Origin of the sequence: Siccirubricoccus phaeus (genome assembly GCF_008360935.1) — a bacterium.
Taxonomy (GTDB): Bacteria; Pseudomonadota; Alphaproteobacteria; order Acetobacterales; family Acetobacteraceae; genus Siccirubricoccus; species Siccirubricoccus phaeus.
Genome location: NZ_SRXO01000007.1, coordinates 252,794 through 270,334, shown reverse-complemented (window position 1 = coordinate 270,334; position 17,541 = coordinate 252,794). Strand labels below are relative to the sequence as shown.

Sequence of the window (17,541 nt, the reverse complement as noted above, 5' to 3'; positions counted from 1 at the left end):
AGCGAACTATCGGCACCACCTGGCGCAAGGTCGGCGCCATCCTCGACCTCGTCAGCCCAACCGAATGCGCCAACTATCTCGCCAACTCAGGATATGCTTCCGCCTAAACACAGCATGCTCTAGAGCGTGATCGCCGGAGGGCGGCATCGCCCGGAGGCGTGAATCTGCTCTACAATCCATAAGCTAGAGCGGTTTCGCGCTGCACAGTCAGCGTGAAACCGCTCTAGCGCGGGGCGGCACCTGCATCGCCGGCGGAGAGGCGTGGCGGCAAGGCGCCCGGCTCCCCCGGCCGGGCGGCAAAGCCTGCCGGCACATCCTGCCGGGAAAGGGCCGGGATCGCCCTTCCGGCGGCGGCCGGGCGCGGCGATCCGGCCGCCGCCTTCTGGCATGGCGGCTGCAACCGGCCCGGCGCATCCAGGCGGAGGCAGCATGTCCCTGTCCGGCGTCGGCGCGCCATCCACCCCGACCGGCCTGCCCAGCGCGGCGGGCAGCGCCGTGCGGCGGTCGCCGCAGGAGGAATTCCTCGAATTCGCCCGCATGACGCCGGCAGAGCGCATGCGCGCCGCCATGCTCGCGGAAATGGGGCTGACGGAGGAGGAGCTGAAAAATATGCCGCCGGAGAAGCGCGCCGCCATCAATGCGGAGATCGCCCAGCGGGTGCGCGACCAGGTCCTCGCCTCCCGCGAGCGCCAACCCGGCGCCCTGCTCGACCTCTCCGCGTGAGGCGGGAGGGAGTTGCCCGGGCCGGGCATTGCCCTAGAGCAGATCGCCGGAGGGCGGCATCGCCCGGAGGCGTGAATCTGCTCTACGATCCATAAGCTAGAGCGGTTTCGCGCTGCACAGTCAGCGTGAAACCGCTCTAGTGTCCTGCCCGCGAAGTTCGCTGGATTTCCAGCGAACGCAGCGGACAAGCAGGCCACTGAAAACAAAAGCTGGTGGCCCGAGAACGAAGTCCGCAGGATTGCGGAATCGGGACACTAGAGCGTCTTCACGCTGACTGCGCAGCGTGAAGACGCTCTATCTTATTGATGGTAGAGCAGATTCACGCCTCCGGGCGATTCCGCCCTCCGGCGATCTGCTCTAGCCTCGCGGCGAAATCAGGAGAGCTGTCCATGAAGGCCGCTGTCGTCACCGCCGAGGGGCTGAAGGTGCAGGAGGCGCCGGAGCCGGCGCCGAAGCCGCATGAGGTGCTGGTCCGCGTCCGCGCCGCGGGGCTGAACCGCGCCGATCTCGGCGTCGCCGCCGGCCAGGCGCATGGCCGCATCGGCGGGCCGGGCACCATCCCCGGGCTGGAATTCGCCGGGGAAATCGTCGCGCTCGGCGCCGAGGTGCCGCCCGGCCTCGCCCTCGGCCAGCGGGTGATGTGCAGCGGCGCCGGCGGCTACGCCGAATATGCGGTGGCCGATTGGGGCCGGGTCTCGCCCCTGCCCCAGGCCAACATGTCCTGGGAACAGGCGGCGACGCTGCCCGTCGCGCTGCAGACCATGCATGACGCGGTGGTGACGAATGGCGGGCTGCAGCAGGGCGATTCCATCCTGATCCAGGGCGCCAGCTCCGGCGTCGGGCTGATGGGGATGCAGATCGCGAAGCTGATGGGGGCCGCGAAGGTGCTCGGCAGCTCCACCAATCCGGAGCGCCGGGCGCGGCTGGCCGAATTCGGCTGCGACCTGGCGATCGACACCAATGCGGCGGATTGGCCGGAGCAGGTGCTGGCCGCCACCGATGGCCGCGGGGTGGAGGTGATCGTCGACCAGGTCTCGGGGAAGCTGGCCAACGGCAATCTGCGGGCCTGCGCCATCCTCGGCCGCATCGTGAATGTCGGGCGGCTGGGCGGCGCCCGCGCGGAATTCGACTTCGACCTGCATGCGCTGCGGCGCATCCGCTATATCGGCGTCACCTTCCGCACCCGCAGCCTGGAGGAGGTGCGGGAGATCAACCGCCGCATGCGCGCGGATCTGTGGGACGCGGTGGAGGCGGGGAGGCTGGGCCTGCCGATCGACCGGGTGTTCCCGCTGGACGAGGCGCCGGAGGCGCTGGCGCATATGCAGGCCAATGCGCATTTCGGGAAGATCGTGCTGGTATCCCCGTGAAGCCGCTGCGCGGCTCCCCCGGAGGCCCGGCGTCGCCAGATGCCCGCGCCAGACGCCCAGGGCACCGCACGGCCTGCCGCGGCGGGGCAACGGGTGGCGGAGCCGTGGCGCGCGCGGCGAGCCACGGCAGGGGTTCGGGCGAAGGGCCGGCGACAGCCGGGCAAGCTCAGCGCTTCAGCCCCAGCGTCACTTCCCGGTGCCAGATGTAGAGCCCACTCGCCACCAGCACCGCGATGCCGGCGACATCCCAGCCATCCGGGAATTCCCCCCAGACCAGCACCCCCATCAGCGTGGTCCAGACAATGGCGGAATATTCGAAGGGCGCCAGCAAGGTCGCCTCGCCGCGCCGGTAGGCCTCCGTCATGATCACCTGCGCCAGCGCCGAGACCAGCCCGGTGCCGGCCAGCAGCACCCACTGGTCCCATCGCGGCGTCACCCAGACCGGGATGCTCAGCACGCCGCAAACCAAGGCGGAGCCGAGCGCGAACCACAGCACGATGGTGGCGTTCGCCTCTCCCGCCTCGCCCATGCGGCGGATGGAGATCATGGAAACCGCCCAGGCCACCGCCCCCACCAGCACCGCGGCGATGCCCAGCAGCTCCACGCCGCCGCCGCTCCCCGGCATGGCCACCAGCAGCACCCCGCCGAAGCCGGCCAGCACCGCCAGGCCGCGTCGCGGCCCCACCTTCTCGCCCAGCAGCGGCACGGAGAGCAGCGTGAGGAAGAGCGGCATGGTGAAGCCCAGCGCCGAGACCAGAGCGAAGGGCAGCACCACATAGCCGTAGAACGGCCCGGCCATGCCGATGAGGCCGGAGGTGACCCGCACCGCATGCAGCCAGGGCCGCTGCGCCCTGAGCGCCTTCAGCCCGCCCGCCGCCCAGAGCAGCGGCAGCAGCGCCGGAATGGCGAAGAGGTTGCGGCAGAGCATCACCTGCACCAGCGGGATCTCGCCCTGCAGCGCCTTCACCTGCGCCCCGGCCAGGGAGAACAGCGCGGCCGCGGCCAGGATGAAGAGGATGGCGCGGCGGCGCGCGGCGCTGCTCGCGGCGCTCGGCTCTGCCTGGGCGGTCAGGGTCTCGGCGGCGGAAATGGCGGGGGTCCGTAGGGGGCGTTGGGTGCGCAGCCTAGAGCATTTTCAAGTCCGGCGGAATCGCCGGACGACTCGGAAAAATGCGACCAGGCAAAGGGCCAGTGTCCTGCCCGCGAAGTTCGCTGGATTTCCAGCCAACGCGGCGGACAAGCAGGCTACTGAAGACGCAGGCCAGTGGCCCGAGAACGAAGTCCGCAGGACTGCGGAATCGGGACACGAGAGCGGGTTCGCCGAGCGCAGGCGAGGTGGAACCGCTCTGGAGCGGCCGCCCCTGACGGGAACGAGCGCGCCGGCCCAGGGCGAAGGACGCCGCCGCCGGCCTTCGCCTTTTCCGACGCGGAATCGCCTCGGCGTGACATGCGGCCGTGATAGCCAGGCGCCGCAAATTACCCATCCTGGGGCTGGAGCGCGATCGCCCTCGGTGGAACGACCGAAGGCATGGATCGCGTGACCAGCAACGACCTGGAGCATGAGCCGCGAGCGCCGGCGAACGGATCATGCTCCAGGGCCGCCGGCACCGGCGGATCCCGCCCGTCCCATCGCCCCCGGAGACCCTCGCCGCATGACCGCCAGACCGCCCAAGGCCCCGCCCATCCCGCCGCATCCCGGCCTCGAGGTCACGGCGGACGAGATCGCCTGGAGCGGCCGCTTCGCCTTGCAGCTCGTCCGCTTCACCTATCGCCGCTTCGACGGCAGCCGCTCCGCCGAGCTGCTGTGGGAGCTGTGGCGGCGCGGCCGGGGGGTGGCGATCCTGCCCTATGACCCCGTCGCCGATGCCGTGGTGCTGATCGAGCAATTCCGCCTGCCGGCCCTGGCCGCCGGGCTGAATGCCGTGATGACGGAATGCCCGGCCGGGCTGCTGGAAGCGGGGGAGGACCCGGAACTCGCGGGGCGGCGGGAACTGGAGGAGGAGACCGGGCTGGTCGGCCAGCGCTTCGAGAGCATCGGCCGGTACATGCTGATGCAGGGCGGCTGCGACGAGACGATGCATTTCTTCGCCGCCCAGGTGACGCTGCCGGAGGCGGGCGGCACGACCCACGGCCTGGTGCAGGAGGGGGAGGATATCCGGCTGCGCATCCTGCCCGCGGCGGAGGCCTTCGCGCTGCTGGACGCCAACCGCATCGAGAATGTTTCCGCCGCGGTGTGCCTGTGGTGGCTGCGGCATCACCGGGAGAGGCTGCAGGGGGGGTGGAGGTGAATGGGGGCTTTGCCCCCATACCCCGGCAGAGGGCTCTGCCCCTGAACCCGACGGTGGGTGCCGCCAACCCCTCCTCCCCGGACCCCGGTCCGGGTCGCCGGTTCACCCTGTCGACGCAGACCGGGCCAGGTTGGCGCCGCCGCCGCCAGCCTGGCGCTGGGTCCGCCCGGGCTTGCCACCCGGCCCAAGCCGGGGGCATGAAGTCCCATGCCGACCGATCTGCTCTACCGCGATGACGCCTATCTGCAGGAGGCGAAGGCCACCGTCCTGGCCGCCGGGCCGGAGGGGATTCTGCTGGACCGCACCCCCTTCTACGCCCAGGCCGGCGGCCAGCCGGGCGATGCCGGGCTATTGCGCTGGGCACAGGGCGAGGCGCCGATCCTGAAGGCGGTGAAGGGCCCGGAGGATACGGTGCTGCACCTGCCCGCCGAGGGCGCCCCCCTGCCCCCGGTGGGCGCCGAGGTGACCGCCGCCATCGACTGGCCGCTCCGCCACCGCCATATGCGCATGCACACCGCCCTGCATCTGCTGTGCAGCCTGATCCAGGGCGCCGGGGTCACCGGCGGCCAGATCGGCGCGGAGCGCTCGCGCCTCGATTTCGACCTCGCCGCGCCGCCGGCGAAGGAGACGCTGACCGAGGCGCTGAACGCCCTGATCGCCGCCGACCACCAGGTGGGCGAGAGCTGGATCAGCGAGGCGGAGCTGGATGCCAATCCCAGCCTGGTGCGCACCCTTTCCGTCCAGCCGCCGCGCGGCGCCGGGCGCATCCGCCTGGTGCGCATCGGCGCCGAGGCCGCGCCGGTGGATCTGCAGCCCTGCGGCGGCACCCATGTGCGCGGCACGGCGGAGATCGGCCGCGTCGAAGTGACGAAGCTCGAGAACAAGGGCAAGCAGAACCGGCGGGTCTATCTCGTCCTCGCCGAGGGCGGGTGAGGCGCTGCCGGCAGGGGAGTGAGCGCGATGGAGATGCTGGTCTCGACCGAATGGCTGGCCGCCGAGCTGGGCAAGCCGGACCTGATCGTCTTCGACACCACGAAATACCTGCCGAACGAACCCTTCGACGGGAAAGCGAAATACCTGGAGGCGCATATCCCCGGCGCCCGCTTCTTCGACATCGACGTGGTGGCGGACCCGGACTCCGACCTGCCGCACATGATCCCGACCGCGGCACGGTTCGAGAAGCTGCTCGGCGCGCTCGGCGTTTCCACTGCCAGCCGGGTGGTGTTCTATGACCAGAAGGGCCTTGCCTCCGCCGCCCGCGGCTGGTGGCTGATGCGGCTGTTCGGCCACCACGCCGCCGCGGTGCTGGACGGCGGATTGCCGAAATGGCTGAAGGAGGGCCGGCCCACCGAGGCCGGCGAGCCCCTTGCCCCGGCCCCCACGCATTTCACCGCTGATTTCCAGGCGGAGCTGGTGAAGGGCATCGGCGATGTGAAGCGCATCATTCGCCAGGGCGGCGGCGGGGCGCTGATCCTCGATGCCCGCAGCAAGGGCCGCTTCGACGGCACGGCGCCGGAGCCGCGGCCCGGCCTGCCCTCCGGCCACATGCCCGGCGCCGCCAGCGTGCCTTACAATGAGCTGCTGAACGCCGACCAGACCTTCAAGGACCCGGAGGCGCTGAAGGCGCGCTTCGAGGCGGCGGGGGTCACGGCGGAGCGGCCGGTCGTCACCTCCTGCGGCACCGGCGTCACCGCCTGCATCCTGGCGCTCGGCCTGCTGCGCGCCGGCTTCCCTGAGGCCGCCGTCTATGACGGCTCCTGGACCGAATGGGCCGGCCGGCCCGAAACCCCGAAAGCGATCGCCTGATGACCGAAGACCCGAAGAAGCACGGCTTCGCCACCCGCCTTTCCCATGCCGGGCGCGCCGGCACGCATGTGCATGGCTTCGTGAATCCGCCGGTGCATCGCGGCTCCACCGTGCTCTTCCCCAATGTCGCGGCGCGGCGGGAGGGCGCGAAGCACCGCTTCGACCAGTACATGACCTACGGGACCCAGGGCGGCCCTACCCATTACGCGCTGGAAGACGTGATCGCCGAGATCGAGGGCGGCAGCCGCGCGCTGATCGTCGGCACCGGCCTCGCTGCCGTCGCGGTGCCGCTGCTGGCCTATCTGAAGGCCGGCGACCATTGCCTGATGCCCGATAGCTGCTACGGACCGGCGCGCAACCTCTGCGACGGGCTGCTGCAGGGCTGGGGCATCGAGACGACCTATTACGACCCGGTGATCGACGCCGCCGGCCTCGCCGCGCTGTTCCGGCCGAACACCAAGGTGCTGTACACCGAAAGCCCCGGCAGCCACACCTTCGAGGTGCAGGACGTGCCCGCTTTGGCCGAGGTGGCGCACGCCAAGGGCGCCCGCGTGCTGATGGACAACACCTGGGGGATCCACCATTTCAAGCCCTTCGCCAAGGGCGTGGACGTCTCCATCCAGGCCCTGACCAAATATGTCGGCGGGCATTCGGATGTGCTGCTCGGCAGCGTCACGGTGAACAGCGAGGCGGAGTGGCGGACGGTGCGCGGCACCGCCTCGCTGCTCGGGCAATATGCCTCGCCGGACGATGTCTGGCTGGCGCTGCGCGGCGTGCGGACCATGGCGGTACGGCTGCAGCGGCAGCAGGCGAGCGGGCTGGAAGTGGCGCGCTGGCTGGAGGCGCGGCCGGAGGTGCAGCAGGTGCTGCACCCCGCTTTGCCGAGCCATCCGCAGCATGCGCTGTGGCGGCGCGACTTCACCGGCGCCTGCTCGCTCTTCGGCGTGGTGTTCCAGCCGCGCTACACGGTGGAGGGCGTCAGCCGCTTTATCGATGCGCTGCAGCTCTTCGGCATCGGCGCGAGCTGGGGCGGGTTCGAGAGCCTGGCGATCCTCACCAGCGGCCATGTGACGCGCACCGCCGGCGGCGCCGGGTTCGGCGGGCCGATGGCGCGCATCCATGTGGGGCTGGAGGAGCCGGCGGATCTGATCGCCGACCTGGAACAGGGGCTGACGAAGCTGGAGGGGTAGACCGGGCTCCGCTCCGACCCATGCCCTGGATGCAGGACGGTTCCGCGGCTCGGGTGGGTGCCGCCCCCGGCTTTCCCCGCTAGGCTCCGCCCGATAGCTTCGGGAGGACTCCGCCATGCCGTCATTGCGCGACCTGCGCGGAACCCCGGCCCTGCCCATCCTCATCGGCGCTTCCCTCATGCTCAGCCTCGCCATGGGGCTGCGGCAGAGCTTCGGCCTGTTCATGGCGCCGGCGGTGGCCGATCTCGGCATGGCCGTCGCCGACTACACCCTGGCGATCGCGGTGCAAAACCTGGCCTGGGGGCTGCTGCAGCCCTGGTCGGGCGCGCTGGTCGCCCGTTTCGGCTACCGGCCGGTCATGCTGGGCGGCACGCTCGCCTATGTGCTGGGGCTGGTGGTGATGGCGACGGCCAGCAGCAAATACGGCATCTGGCTGGGGGCGGGCGTGCTGATCGGGCTGGCGCTGGCCTGCACCACCTCCTCCATCGCCATGGGCGTCGCGGCGCGGCCGGTGCCGGCGGCGCTGCGCAGCTCCATCATGGGGCTGGTCTCGGCGGCGGGATCGCTGGGCGCGCTGTTCTCGGCGCCGCTCGGCCAGGCGCTGACCGCCGGCTGGGGCTGGCGGGCGGGGGTGCTGGGCTTCGTCCTGGTGGCGCTGGCGATGATCCCGGCGGCGCTGGTCGCGGGGCGGGTGGACCGGGTGCCGATGCCGGCAACGCGCGGCGAGGCCGGCTCCGCCGGCGACGCGCTGCGCCTCGCCATGCGCAGCCCCGCCTATCTGGTGATGGCGGGCGCCTTCTTCATCTGCGGGCTGCAGCTCGTCTTCCTGACGACGCACCTGCCCTCCTACCTCGCCATCTGCGGCATGGACCCGATGCTCTCGGCCCAGGCGCTGGCGGTGATCGGCGGCTTCAACGTGCTGGGCAGCCTGTTCTTCGGCTGGGCCGGCGGGCGCTGGTCCAAGCCGGCGCTGCTGGGGGGCATCTATCTCTGCCGCTCGGTGGCGCTCGGCCTCTATTTCGTCATGCCGCCGACGCCCTTCGGCACGCTGGTCTTCGCCGCGGTGATGGGCTTCCTCTGGCTCGGCGTCGCGCCGCTGACGGCCGGCATCGTGGTCGGCCTGTTCGGCCTGCGCTGGCAGCCCATGCTGAGCGGCATCGCCTTCACCAGCCACCAGATCGGCAGCTTCCTCGGCGCCTATGGCGGCGGGCTGCTGTTCGACGCGCTGGGCTCCTACGACCTGGCCTGGAAGCTCGGCGTCGGCATGGGGCTGGTGGCGGGGACGGTACAGCTTCTGGCGGCCTTGCCGGGGCGGCCGGGGGTAGGAAGGCCGGCGGTGGCGTGAATGGGGGCTTCGCCGCCATGCCCCCAGCAGGAGGCTCTGCCCCTGCCCGGGGTTCGGAGGCGAAGCCCCTGATCAGCCCGCAGCCGCGCAGGCAGCGCAGACCCCTTCCAGCTCCACCGTCGCCTTCCCCGGGGTGAAGCCCACCGCCCGGGCGGCCCGGTTCAGTGCCAGGGTCACCCCCGGATCGCTGATTTCCGCGGTACGCCCGCAGCGCCGGCAGATCAGGAATTGGTGCGGATGGTCATGCGCCTCTCCGCAATCGCAATCCTCCGGGTGGTCCAGCGCGTCGATGCAGCCGATGAAGGCGTTCAGCCGTTCCACCTTGTGGATCAGCCCCTGCTCCACCAGGAAGTCCAGCGCCCGGTACACGGTGGGCGGCGCCGCCCCGGCCCGGCTCTGCTTCAACTGGTCCAGCAGCGCATAGGCGCCCACCGGCTGCGGCGCGGAGATCACCAGCCGCAGCACCTGCCGCCGCAGCTCGGTAAGCTGGGCGCCGCGGCGGGCGCAGAGCGCTTCCGCCCGGTCGAGGCTGGCTTCCGTCGCCCCTGCGTCCATCGACTCCTCCTGAACCATCGCCGGTGCCATATATAGTCGCATGACCGCCGATCCCACGATTCAGGCCCCACCGGCCCAGATTGTCGCCAACCCGCAGGCGCGGGCCCGGCTGCTGGACATGATCCGCTTCAATTTGCGCGGCCTGGTGCCCTGCATCGCCCAGCAGCACGATACCGGGGAAGTGCTGATGCTGGCCTGGATGAACCGGGAGTCCATCGAGGAAACGCTGAAGAGCGGACGGATGGTCTATTACTCCCGCTCCCGCAAGGAGCTGTGGCGGAAGGGCGAGACCTCCGGCCAGGTGCAGGCGCTGGTGGATCTGCGGCTGGATTGCGACGGCGACGCGCTGCTGGCGCTGGTGGACCAGACGGGGGTCGCCTGCCATACCGGGCGGCGGAATTGCTTCTTCTTCGCCCTGCGCGATGGCCGCGTGGTGAAGCTCACCCGGCCTGAGGTGGAACCGGAGGAGTTGTACGGCGCATGAGCCCGCCCCCTCCCGTTCCGGTCACGGTGCTGACCGGCTTCCTTGGCGCCGGCAAGACCACGCTGCTGAACAAGCTGCTGCGCCATCCGGCGCTGGCCGAGACGGCCGTGCTGATCAACGAATTCGGCGAGATCGGGCTGGACCACCTGCTGGTGGAACGGCTGGATGGCGATACGGTGCTGCTGAATGCCGGCTGCCTCTGCTGCACGGTGCGCGGCGACCTGGTGCGGGCGCTGCGGGACCTGGCGCAGCGGATCGAACAGGGGCATGCGATCCGCCGGGTGGTGGTGGAGACCACCGGGCTGGCGGATCCGGCGCCCATATTGCAGACGCTGATGAGCGACCCGCTGGTGCTCTTCCGCTACCGGCTGGACGGGGTGGTGACGCTGGTGGATGCCGTCACCGGCATGGCGACGCTGGACGCGCAGATGGAGGCGGTGAAGCAGGCCGCCGTCGCCGACCGGCTGGTGCTGACCAAGACCGATCTGGCGACGCCGGAGAAGCTGGCGGCGCTGCGCGAGAGGCTGCGGGCGCTGAACCCCGGCGCGCCGCTGCTGGCGGCGGCGCATGGCGAGATCGCGCCGGCGGAGCTGCTGGATTGCGGCCTCTACGACGCCGCCCGCAAGCATCCGGATGTGAAGCGCTGGCTCGATGCGGAGGCCTTCGCGGCGCAGGAACACGACCATGCGCATGGGCACGACCATGACCACCATCATGGGCATCACCATCACCATCACCATCATGGCCACGCCCAGCAGCACGCGCATGACCCCAGCCGGCACGATGCACGCATCCACAGCTTCTGCCTGACCTTCGACGAGCCCCTGCCCTGGGACGGCCTCGCCACCTGGCTGGAGGTGCTGACCATGACGCGCGGCGAGAATGTGCTGCGCATCAAGGGCATCCTGAACCTGGAAGGGCAGGAGAGCCCCATCGCCATCCATGGCGTGCAGCACCTGTTCCATCCGCCGGTGAAGCTCGCCGCCTGGCCGGAAGGGGATGACCGCAAATCACGCCTGGTCTTCATCCTGCGCGACCTCGACCGGGCGACGGTGGAGAAGGGGCTGAAGGCCTTCGCCGAAAGCGCGCGGCAGGAGGCAAGGGTCGCGCGCGGCTGAGGCGGCCGCCTGCGGGTGTGCGTCCGGGCCGGAGTCGCGGCCCTCCCCTGCCGGCCGGAAGGGTCCCCGCCCGGCCTGAAGGGGTAAGCCGTTCTGGACATTGTGCTTCCGCCGCGCGGCCATGCCGGCTGTTTCCAGCCGGCGGGAACGTGCTCTAGCATCCTTGTCGGCACGGGGAACGCCCCGCCCGCTCGCTTCGGCCAGCGCCCTGCCATCCCGGCAGGCAGCCTGGCCACCCAAGCTGCTCCCCCCGAGGCGCCATGACCGCGAACCCCACCGCCTGCCTGCTCATCATCGGCAATGAGGTCCTTTCCGGCCGCACCCGCGACGCCAATCTGCAATACCTGGCGACGCGGCTCGGCGAGATCGGCATCCCGCTGCGCGAGGCGCGGGTGATCCCCGACGTGCCGGAGACGATCATCGACACGGTGAACGAATGCCGGGCGAAGTTCACCCATGTCTTCACCACCGGCGGCATCGGGCCGACGCATGACGACATCACCAGCGAATGCGTTGCCCGCGCCTTCGGCGTGCCCTGGGAAGTGCATGCGGAAACCCGCGCCATCATGGCGGCGGACTATGCCCGTCGCGACCCGCCGGTGGAGTTCAACGCCGCCCGCCTGCGCATGGCGACGCTGCCGCGCGGCGCGGTGCCGATCCGCTGCACGGAGACGACGGCGCCCGGCTTCTCCATGGAGAATGTGCATGTGATGGCCGGCGTGCCGCGCATCATGCGGAGCATGTTCGAGGCGCTGGCGCCGACGCTGCAGGGCGGGCAGCCCATCACCTCGCGCAGCGTACATGCGGATTTCGTCTATGAGGGGCAGATCGCCGAGGGGCTGAGCGCCATCCAGGCGGAATTCCCGGCGCTCGATCTCGGCAGCTACCCCTATTACCGGCGGCGGCCGGATGGCGGCATGGGTGGCGGCGTGGCGCTGGTGGCGAAGGGGACGGAGCCCGGCGAGGTGGCGGCGGCGGCGCAGGCGATGTTCGCGCTGCTGGCGCGGTTCGGCGAGGCGCGCGAGGGCGAACCGGCGCCGGAATGAGGGAGGGCGCTGCCCTCCTCGTTGGACGCAGTGCGTCCAACCCCACCCGCAAAGGGCCGAAGGGCCCTTTGAACCTTTGAGTCTGGACCCATCGGTCGAGGCGCCAAACTCAAGGTTTCCAAAGGCCCTTCGGCCTTTGGCGGGTGGGAGCTCGAGGGAGGGCAGAGCCCTCCCTCGACACTACCTTTCCACGAACCGCGCCAACCGCACCGCCGTATGCCCCGGGCTGGTCCTGAGGCTCGGCATCACCAGCACGCAGTCGTCATGCGGCGTGCGCACCTCCTCCTCGCCGTCCAGCGCCAACAGCGTGTTCCGCTCCGGCACCACATAGCCGCCGCGAAAGGGACGGATGAAGGCGAAGCCGGCGGTCCGCGCCGTCACCGTCCGTGTCACCTCCACCAGCCTGGCCGGCCCCGGCTTCGGCCCCGCCGGCACCAGCACCGTATCCCCCAGCCCAACCGTGGCGTAGTGCCGCAGCAGCCGCGCCGCCGTGCTTTCCATGGTGGCGACCGTCGCCGCCTCCCAATGCGCGCCGGCCTCCAGCAGGATGGCGGTGCGCTGCGCCGCCGGCGCCGTGAAGGCGGCGAAGTCGATCAGCCTGCGGCCGCCGAGATGCCCGTCATCCGCCACCACCAGCGCCGGCTCGCCCAGCGTCAGCCCCAGCGCCGCCGCCCGCGGCGACCGCCCGGCCAGGATCAGCGGATCGGAGGGCCAGAGCATGGAGTGCAGATCCAGCAGCACATCCGCCGATTCGAAAACCGGCCGCAGCAGCCTGGCCCGCCGCAGCTCGGAGGAGCGGCGCCCGCCCTCCAGCGTCTCCAGATCCCAGACCCGGTTCAGGTCCTCGTCCACGAAGCGGCTAGCGGTGGGGTCGCTGGGGTCGAAGCGCGCATAGGCGTCCAGATTGCCGAAGACCAGGGTCAGCCGCCCGCGCGAGGGCCGCAGCCCGGCCCGCAGCCAGCGGTCCAGCACCACCGCCCCGCCGATCTCATTGCCGTGCAGCACCGCCACCACCACCAGATGCGGCCCGGGCGCCGAGGCGGCGAAGCTCCACACCCCCGGCAGCACGTTGCCGCCGAGATGCGGGCGGATATCCGGCGCGGCGATGCGCACGGCCAGCCGCGCCGCCTCGCCGGGATTCTGGCCGGCGGCAATGGCAGCAAGGGCGGGGGAGAGCTCCGACAGCATGGTCAGGCGCAAAGCGCCCCACCCAGCCGGTCCAGCAGGTCGAGGCAGGCCAGGATCTCGCTCTCCGCGATCCATTCCTCCGGCTGATGTGCCTGGGCGATGTGGCCCGGGCCACAGACGATGCTGGGCACGCCGGCGCCCTCATACAGCCCGGCTTCCGTGCCGTAGCTGACACGGCCGGCGCTGTTGCGGCCGGTCAGGCGCTGCACCAGCAGGGTCAGGGGCGCATCCTCCGGCAGGTTGCAGGCGGGCAGGACGGAACGCGGGGAGATGCGCATGGCGCAGCGCGGCCCGCCGGGCAGCAGCGGGGCCAGGGCCACCGCCTCCATATGGCGCTCGAAGCCGGCCAGCACGGTGCGGTAGTCGTCGCCCGGCACGCTGCGCACCTCGAAGGTGAAATCGGCGCGGTCGGGGACGATGTTCAGGATGGTGCCGGCATTCAGCGTCCCGGCATGCACGGTGGTGAAGGGCGGGTCGAAGCCCTCCGCCCGGCGGCCCTCGCGGGCGAAGCGGCGGCCTTCCCGGGCCAGCCAGGCGACGCCCTCCGCCGCGGCGTGCAGCGCATTCGCCGTCTCCCCGGCGCGGGAGGAATGGCCGGAGAGGCCGGTGATCGTCACGTCCCAGCTCGCATAGCCCTTATGGGCGATGACCGGCACCATGCCGGTCGGCTCGCCGACGATGCAGGCGGCGGGCAGTGGGCCGAGCTCCGCCAGCATCGGCGCCAGGGTGCGGGCGCCGTTGGCGGTGGTCTCCTCGTCATGGGTCAGCAGCAGATGGACCGGCCGGGCGAGGTCCAGGGCGGCGTAGCGCGGCATCATCGTGATGGCGCAGGCGGCGAAGCCCTTCATGTCCGAGGTGCCGCGGCCGATCAGCTTCCCGTCCTGCCGGCGCAGGGCGAAGGGGTCGGCCAGCCAAGCCTGGCCCTCCACCGGCACGCAGTCCACATGGGCGGAAAGCGCCGTGCCGCCGGGGATGGCCGGTCCGACCATGGCGTAGAGATTGGCCTTGCCCGCCTCGGCCGTGGGCAGGAGGCGGCAGGGGATGCCGCGCGACTCCAGCCAGCCCTGCACCATGTCGAGCAGGGGCAGGTTGCTGTTGCGGCTCGTCGTGTCGAACGCCACCAGGCTCTCGAGCATCCCGAGCGCCTCGGCGAGCATCCCGTCGTCCTTCGCCATCCCAAGTCTCCCGGGCACAGTCTATACAGGGTGCGCTGGGCGGCAATCGGGGGGGGTGGGCGTTAGCGGGGTCGTGGCCCGCGCGGCTCGCATTCCATCCTGCCGTCCGGATGGCGGCGCCAGGCATAGAGCCCGTCGCTGGTGCGGAAGCGGCGCCAGCCATGGTCCCGCCGGGCGAGCAGGCGGATGCCGCCGCGCGGGCCGATGATGTCCCAATCGTCGATGTCGCAAGCGATGCGCCACTCCGTCGGGCCGTCACGCACCATGACCACGCCGGGGATCTGCTGGTTGCCGACAATGCCGGGCCAAGCGAACAGCAGGAAGACCTCCAGCCTGCCATCACCATTGAGGTCGGTTACGACATGGCGGAGATGGATCGAAGGGTCGAAGTTGAAGGCGGAGCCGGACTCGTTGTCACGCCCCAGGCGATTGCCATCCAGGTTGATCGCCATTTCCTCGGCAATCCAATGGTCCGTCTGGCGGAAGGCGTGCAGGGCGGCCGCGACAGTCGGATCGAAGCGATCCCAGGGCCGATGCTTCGCGGTCGCGAAAGCGGCCTGGGACAGGAGCACAAGCATCAAAAGCACCGCGAAGCCGTGCCTCATTGATGGACTCTCTCGTATGGGGTGACAGCGAACGCGCGCAGGCGGCGCTCCACCTCGTTGAACCTTGAGAGATCGCCGCGCCCCCGAACGGGTGCCGGTATGGGTTGTCCTGCTGCGCGGTGTTCGAGGTATCGGCTGACGGTGCGGGCGCCCTCGCGATGCGCTGCGGCTGCCAGGCCTGATTCAGTCACCGGAACAGGACCGCCGCGGAGGCCCGGCAGATCCTGCCCGACAAAGCGATAGGCCCCCCGTGCTCTCAGTTGATCCTCGTTGCGGCCCATGACGTCCGTAAGCGCAGCCTCCTGTGCTGCGGGGTTCGCCAGAAACTCCGCCTCGCTGCTGACACCCGCGGCACGCGCACGAACGGTCCAATTGCCATGTTCGTCGCGCCATCTTGCATCCCAAAGCGGGTTTGGTTGGAGTTGATATCGGCCGAGCGCACCCGATGGATTGCGGGCCCCATAGCCGAAATCCCCATCGGTTCGCTGCGTCTCTTCCGCCGCGATCTGCTCCCGCCATTGCTGATTCGGTTGCCCCTCCCAGGCGCGTGCAGGGGCAGGCGGGGCTTGCCGCGCTGCATCCCTGGCCGGCGTTTGGTCGGCACCTGTCCTGGCCCGTCCCCGGGTCAGGACGACCTCGCTTTCCGCTTCATTCCCGCAGTCGGGGTTGCTGCGCTGATAGCCGCTCACCTCCTCCGGCCTGCCATTCCGGATGCGGGTGTAACCGCGGACTGCCACCACGCAGTCCCCACCCGATCCGCCGGCCGGCGGCGCACCGGCGAAGGGAGCATCGGCGAAGCCGGGGCGAAGTGCAGGAGACAGAGCGGCCATTGGGGCACCTCATCAGAAAGAGAATTTAATCCTATATCAATTGCCGTCGAAATTCAAGAACGAATTGCCAACATGGCGCTTGGGTTGTCGTCTCTGCCGCTTTCCCGGGAAGCCCCTATGCTCGGGCCCCACCACCGCTGAGAGCCATCGCCGTGCCGCCCAGCCCCCGCCCGCCCCGCATCGCCATCCTCGGCCTGCACCTGGAAGCCAATGCCTTCGCCCCGCCCACGCTGCGGGAGGATTTCGCCCGGCAATGCCTGGAACAGGGCGAGGCGATCACCGCCCTGGCGCGCGGCGGCCCCAGCCATCTGCCGGGCGAGATCCCCGGTTTCTACGCCCGCATGGATGCCACCGGCCCCTGGCAGCCCGTGCCGCTGCTGATCGCCGCCGCGCCGCCCGGCGGGCCGATCGAGCAATCGGTGTTCCTCGATTTCCTCGATGCGATGCAGCGCGGCCTGGCCGCCGCCCTGAAGCTGGACGGCGTCTATATCGCCAGCCATGGCGCCAGCAGCGCCACGGCCGACGAGGACAGCGACGGCACCATCGCCGCCATGGTGCGGCGGGTGGTCGGGCCGGCGGTGCCGATCGTCGCCGGCCACGATCTTCACTGCAACGTCAGCGAGGCGCTGGTCGCGGCGGTGGATGCGCTGGTGGTGTACCGGACCAACCCGCATGTGGACATGGCCGCCCGCGCCGCCGAATCCGCCGATCTGCTGCGGCGGATGCTGGCCGGGCTGCGCCCGGTGCGGGCCTTCCGGCGCCTGCCCATCACCCCGCCCAGCGTCACCCTGCTGACCGCCGCCGGCCCCTATGCCGAGGCGATCCAGGCCGCCGAGGCGGAGATGGCGGCCGACCCCGCGGTGCTGAACGCCTCCGTCGCCGGCGGCTTCGTCTTCAGCGATCTGCCGAAATGCGGGATGACGGTGACGGTCACGGCCGTGGATGCCAGGACCGCGGAAGCGGTGGCGGAGCGGCTGGCGCAACGCCTTCGGGCCGCGACGCCGCGCTTCACGGCGCGGCTGACGCCGCTGGAGACGGCGGTGGCCGAGGCCGTGGCGGCGGGGCGCGGCGAGGCGCCGCCGGTGCTGCTCGCCGATGTCGCCGACAACCCCGGCGGCGGCGGCCGCGGCAACACCGCCTGGCTGCTGCAGGCGCTGCATGCGGCGGGGGCGCGGGGCGTGGTGCTCGGCGTCTTCGTCGATCCGGCCCTGGCCGCGGCGGCGCATGCAGCCGGAGAAGGCGCCGCGATCGAGGCGGTGTTCAATGCGGTGGAAAGCGAATTCTCCAAGCGCTTCGCCGCGCCGGCGAAGGTGCTGGCGCTGCGCGACGGGCGCGGCATCGGCCGGCGCGGCACCATGGCCGGCCGGCGCTTCGAGCTCGGCCCCTCGGCGCTGCTGGAGCTGGCAGGCAGCGGGCTGCGCGTTGTGGTCGGCTCCCTGCGCCGTCAGTTGCATGAGCCGGCGATGCTGGAGATGCACGGCATCGACATCGGCGCGGCGCACTGCGTGGTGGTGAAGAGCCGCGGGCATTTCCGCGCCGGCTTCGACGAGTTCTTCCCCGACGCGCGCATCCTGGAAGTGGACGCGCCCGGGCTGACCAGCCCGGTGCTGCAGAACTTCCCCTGGAAGCGGCTGCCGCGGCCGGTTTTCCCGATCGACGCAGAAGCGGGCGCATAGGGGGCCTCCCCCGTTGGCGGCAGCGCCGCCACCTCCCCCGGCCCCCAATGTGCGTTTGCGGTCGAACCTGCCGACTCCGACCGGGGTCCGGGGCCAGGTCCTGGCCCCGGCGGGAGTGCAGAGGGCGGCGCCCTCTGCTGGGGGC

Annotated in this window: 17 protein-coding genes; 11 read left to right on the top strand and 6 right to left on the bottom strand. The window is 70.9% G+C overall.

Annotated features, from left to right (window positions below; genetic code table 11):
- The first annotated feature begins 429 nt into the window (after positions 1-429).
- Positions 430-723 carry a hypothetical protein gene (locus E5N76_RS12695; RefSeq protein WP_149537663.1) on the top strand — a complete coding sequence of 98 codons (294 nt, stop codon included), beginning with the start codon at positions 430-432 and terminating at the stop codon, positions 721-723.
- 389 nt (positions 724-1,112) lie between these two features.
- Positions 1,113-2,090: a zinc-binding dehydrogenase gene (locus E5N76_RS12690; protein WP_149537662.1), complete on the top strand. Its 978-nt coding sequence runs from the start codon at positions 1,113-1,115 to the stop codon at positions 2,088-2,090.
- A gap of 166 nt (positions 2,091-2,256) precedes the next feature.
- On the opposite strand, the gene E5N76_RS12685 is transcribed toward E5N76_RS12690, so the two are convergent.
- The gene (locus E5N76_RS12685; protein ID WP_268921303.1) at positions 2,257-3,108 is read right to left on the bottom strand and encodes a DMT family transporter; all 852 of its coding nucleotides are present in this window, start codon (positions 3,106-3,108) and stop codon (positions 2,257-2,259) included.
- Positions 3,109-3,742: 634 nt separating this feature from the next.
- On the opposite strand from E5N76_RS12685, the gene E5N76_RS12680 reads away from it, so the two are divergent.
- The 5 genes from E5N76_RS12680 to E5N76_RS12660 all read left to right on the top strand — a co-directional run bounded on the left by E5N76_RS12680 (position 3,743) and on the right by E5N76_RS12660 (position 8,719).
- Entirely contained in the window at positions 3,743-4,378 is a 636-nt protein-coding gene (locus E5N76_RS12680; protein ID WP_149537660.1) for an NUDIX domain-containing protein, read from the top strand.
- Between the two features lie 207 nt (positions 4,379-4,585).
- Positions 4,586-5,311 (top strand): alanyl-tRNA editing protein, encoded by a 726-nt coding sequence (locus E5N76_RS12675; protein WP_149537659.1) that lies wholly within the window; start codon positions 4,586-4,588, stop codon positions 5,309-5,311.
- 27 nt (positions 5,312-5,338) lie between these two features.
- Complete coding sequence (locus E5N76_RS12670; protein ID WP_149537658.1) at positions 5,339-6,184, top strand: sulfurtransferase; 846 nt, start codon at positions 5,339-5,341, stop codon at positions 6,182-6,184.
- Positions 6,184-7,374, top strand: coding sequence for a cystathionine beta-lyase (metC, locus tag E5N76_RS12665; RefSeq protein WP_149537657.1), 1,191 nt, complete (start codon positions 6,184-6,186; stop codon positions 7,372-7,374). The genes E5N76_RS12670 and metC overlap by 1 nt, the downstream gene beginning before the upstream one ends.
- Positions 7,375-7,489: 115 nt before the next feature.
- Positions 7,490-8,719 carry an MFS transporter gene (locus tag E5N76_RS12660; RefSeq protein ID WP_149537656.1) on the top strand — a complete coding sequence of 410 codons (1,230 nt, stop codon included), beginning with the start codon at positions 7,490-7,492 and terminating at the stop codon, positions 8,717-8,719.
- Between the two features lie 72 nt (positions 8,720-8,791).
- On the opposite strand, the gene E5N76_RS12655 is transcribed toward E5N76_RS12660, so the two are convergent.
- On the bottom strand, positions 8,792-9,274 hold the full coding sequence (locus E5N76_RS12655) for a Fur family transcriptional regulator (protein ID WP_235907685.1): 483 nt from the start codon (positions 9,272-9,274) through the stop codon (positions 8,792-8,794).
- A gap of 40 nt (positions 9,275-9,314) precedes the next feature.
- On the opposite strand from E5N76_RS12655, the gene hisI reads away from it, so the two are divergent.
- The 3 genes from hisI to E5N76_RS12640 all read left to right on the top strand — a co-directional run bounded on the left by hisI (position 9,315) and on the right by E5N76_RS12640 (position 11,922).
- Positions 9,315-9,758, top strand: a complete 444-nt coding sequence (gene hisI / locus E5N76_RS12650) for a phosphoribosyl-AMP cyclohydrolase (RefSeq protein WP_149537654.1) — start codon at positions 9,315-9,317, stop codon at positions 9,756-9,758.
- Complete coding sequence (locus E5N76_RS12645) at positions 9,755-10,876, top strand: CobW family GTP-binding protein (RefSeq protein ID WP_149537653.1); 1,122 nt, start codon at positions 9,755-9,757, stop codon at positions 10,874-10,876. Before hisI ends, E5N76_RS12645 begins: the two co-directional genes overlap by 4 nt.
- 260 nt (positions 10,877-11,136) lie before the next feature.
- Positions 11,137-11,922 carry a competence/damage-inducible protein A gene (locus E5N76_RS12640; RefSeq protein ID WP_149537652.1) on the top strand — a complete coding sequence of 262 codons (786 nt, stop codon included), beginning with the start codon at positions 11,137-11,139 and terminating at the stop codon, positions 11,920-11,922.
- A 180-nt stretch (positions 11,923-12,102) separates the two neighbouring features.
- On the opposite strand, the gene E5N76_RS12635 is transcribed toward E5N76_RS12640, so the two are convergent.
- From E5N76_RS12635 to E5N76_RS12620, 4 genes are all read right to left on the bottom strand, one after another.
- Positions 12,103-13,110, bottom strand: a complete 1,008-nt coding sequence (locus E5N76_RS12635; RefSeq protein ID WP_149537681.1) for a M14 family metallopeptidase — start codon at positions 13,108-13,110, stop codon at positions 12,103-12,105.
- 2 nt (positions 13,111-13,112) lie between these two features.
- Entirely contained in the window at positions 13,113-14,285 is a 1,173-nt protein-coding gene (gene argE, locus E5N76_RS12630) for an acetylornithine deacetylase (protein ID WP_149537651.1), read from the bottom strand.
- 62 nt (positions 14,286-14,347) lie between these two features.
- Complete coding sequence (locus E5N76_RS12625) at positions 14,348-14,863, bottom strand: hypothetical protein (RefSeq protein ID WP_149537650.1); 516 nt, start codon at positions 14,861-14,863, stop codon at positions 14,348-14,350.
- Between the two features lie 23 nt (positions 14,864-14,886).
- On the bottom strand, positions 14,887-15,720 hold the full coding sequence (locus E5N76_RS12620) for a hypothetical protein (protein WP_149537649.1): 834 nt from the start codon (positions 15,718-15,720) through the stop codon (positions 14,887-14,889).
- A 152-nt stretch (positions 15,721-15,872) separates the two neighbouring features.
- Between E5N76_RS12620 and E5N76_RS12615 the strand changes: the two genes are divergently transcribed.
- The gene (locus tag E5N76_RS12615) at positions 15,873-17,396 is read left to right on the top strand and encodes a M81 family metallopeptidase (protein ID WP_207791961.1); all 1,524 of its coding nucleotides are present in this window, start codon (positions 15,873-15,875) and stop codon (positions 17,394-17,396) included.
- The last annotated feature ends 145 nt before the right edge of the window (positions 17,397-17,541 follow it).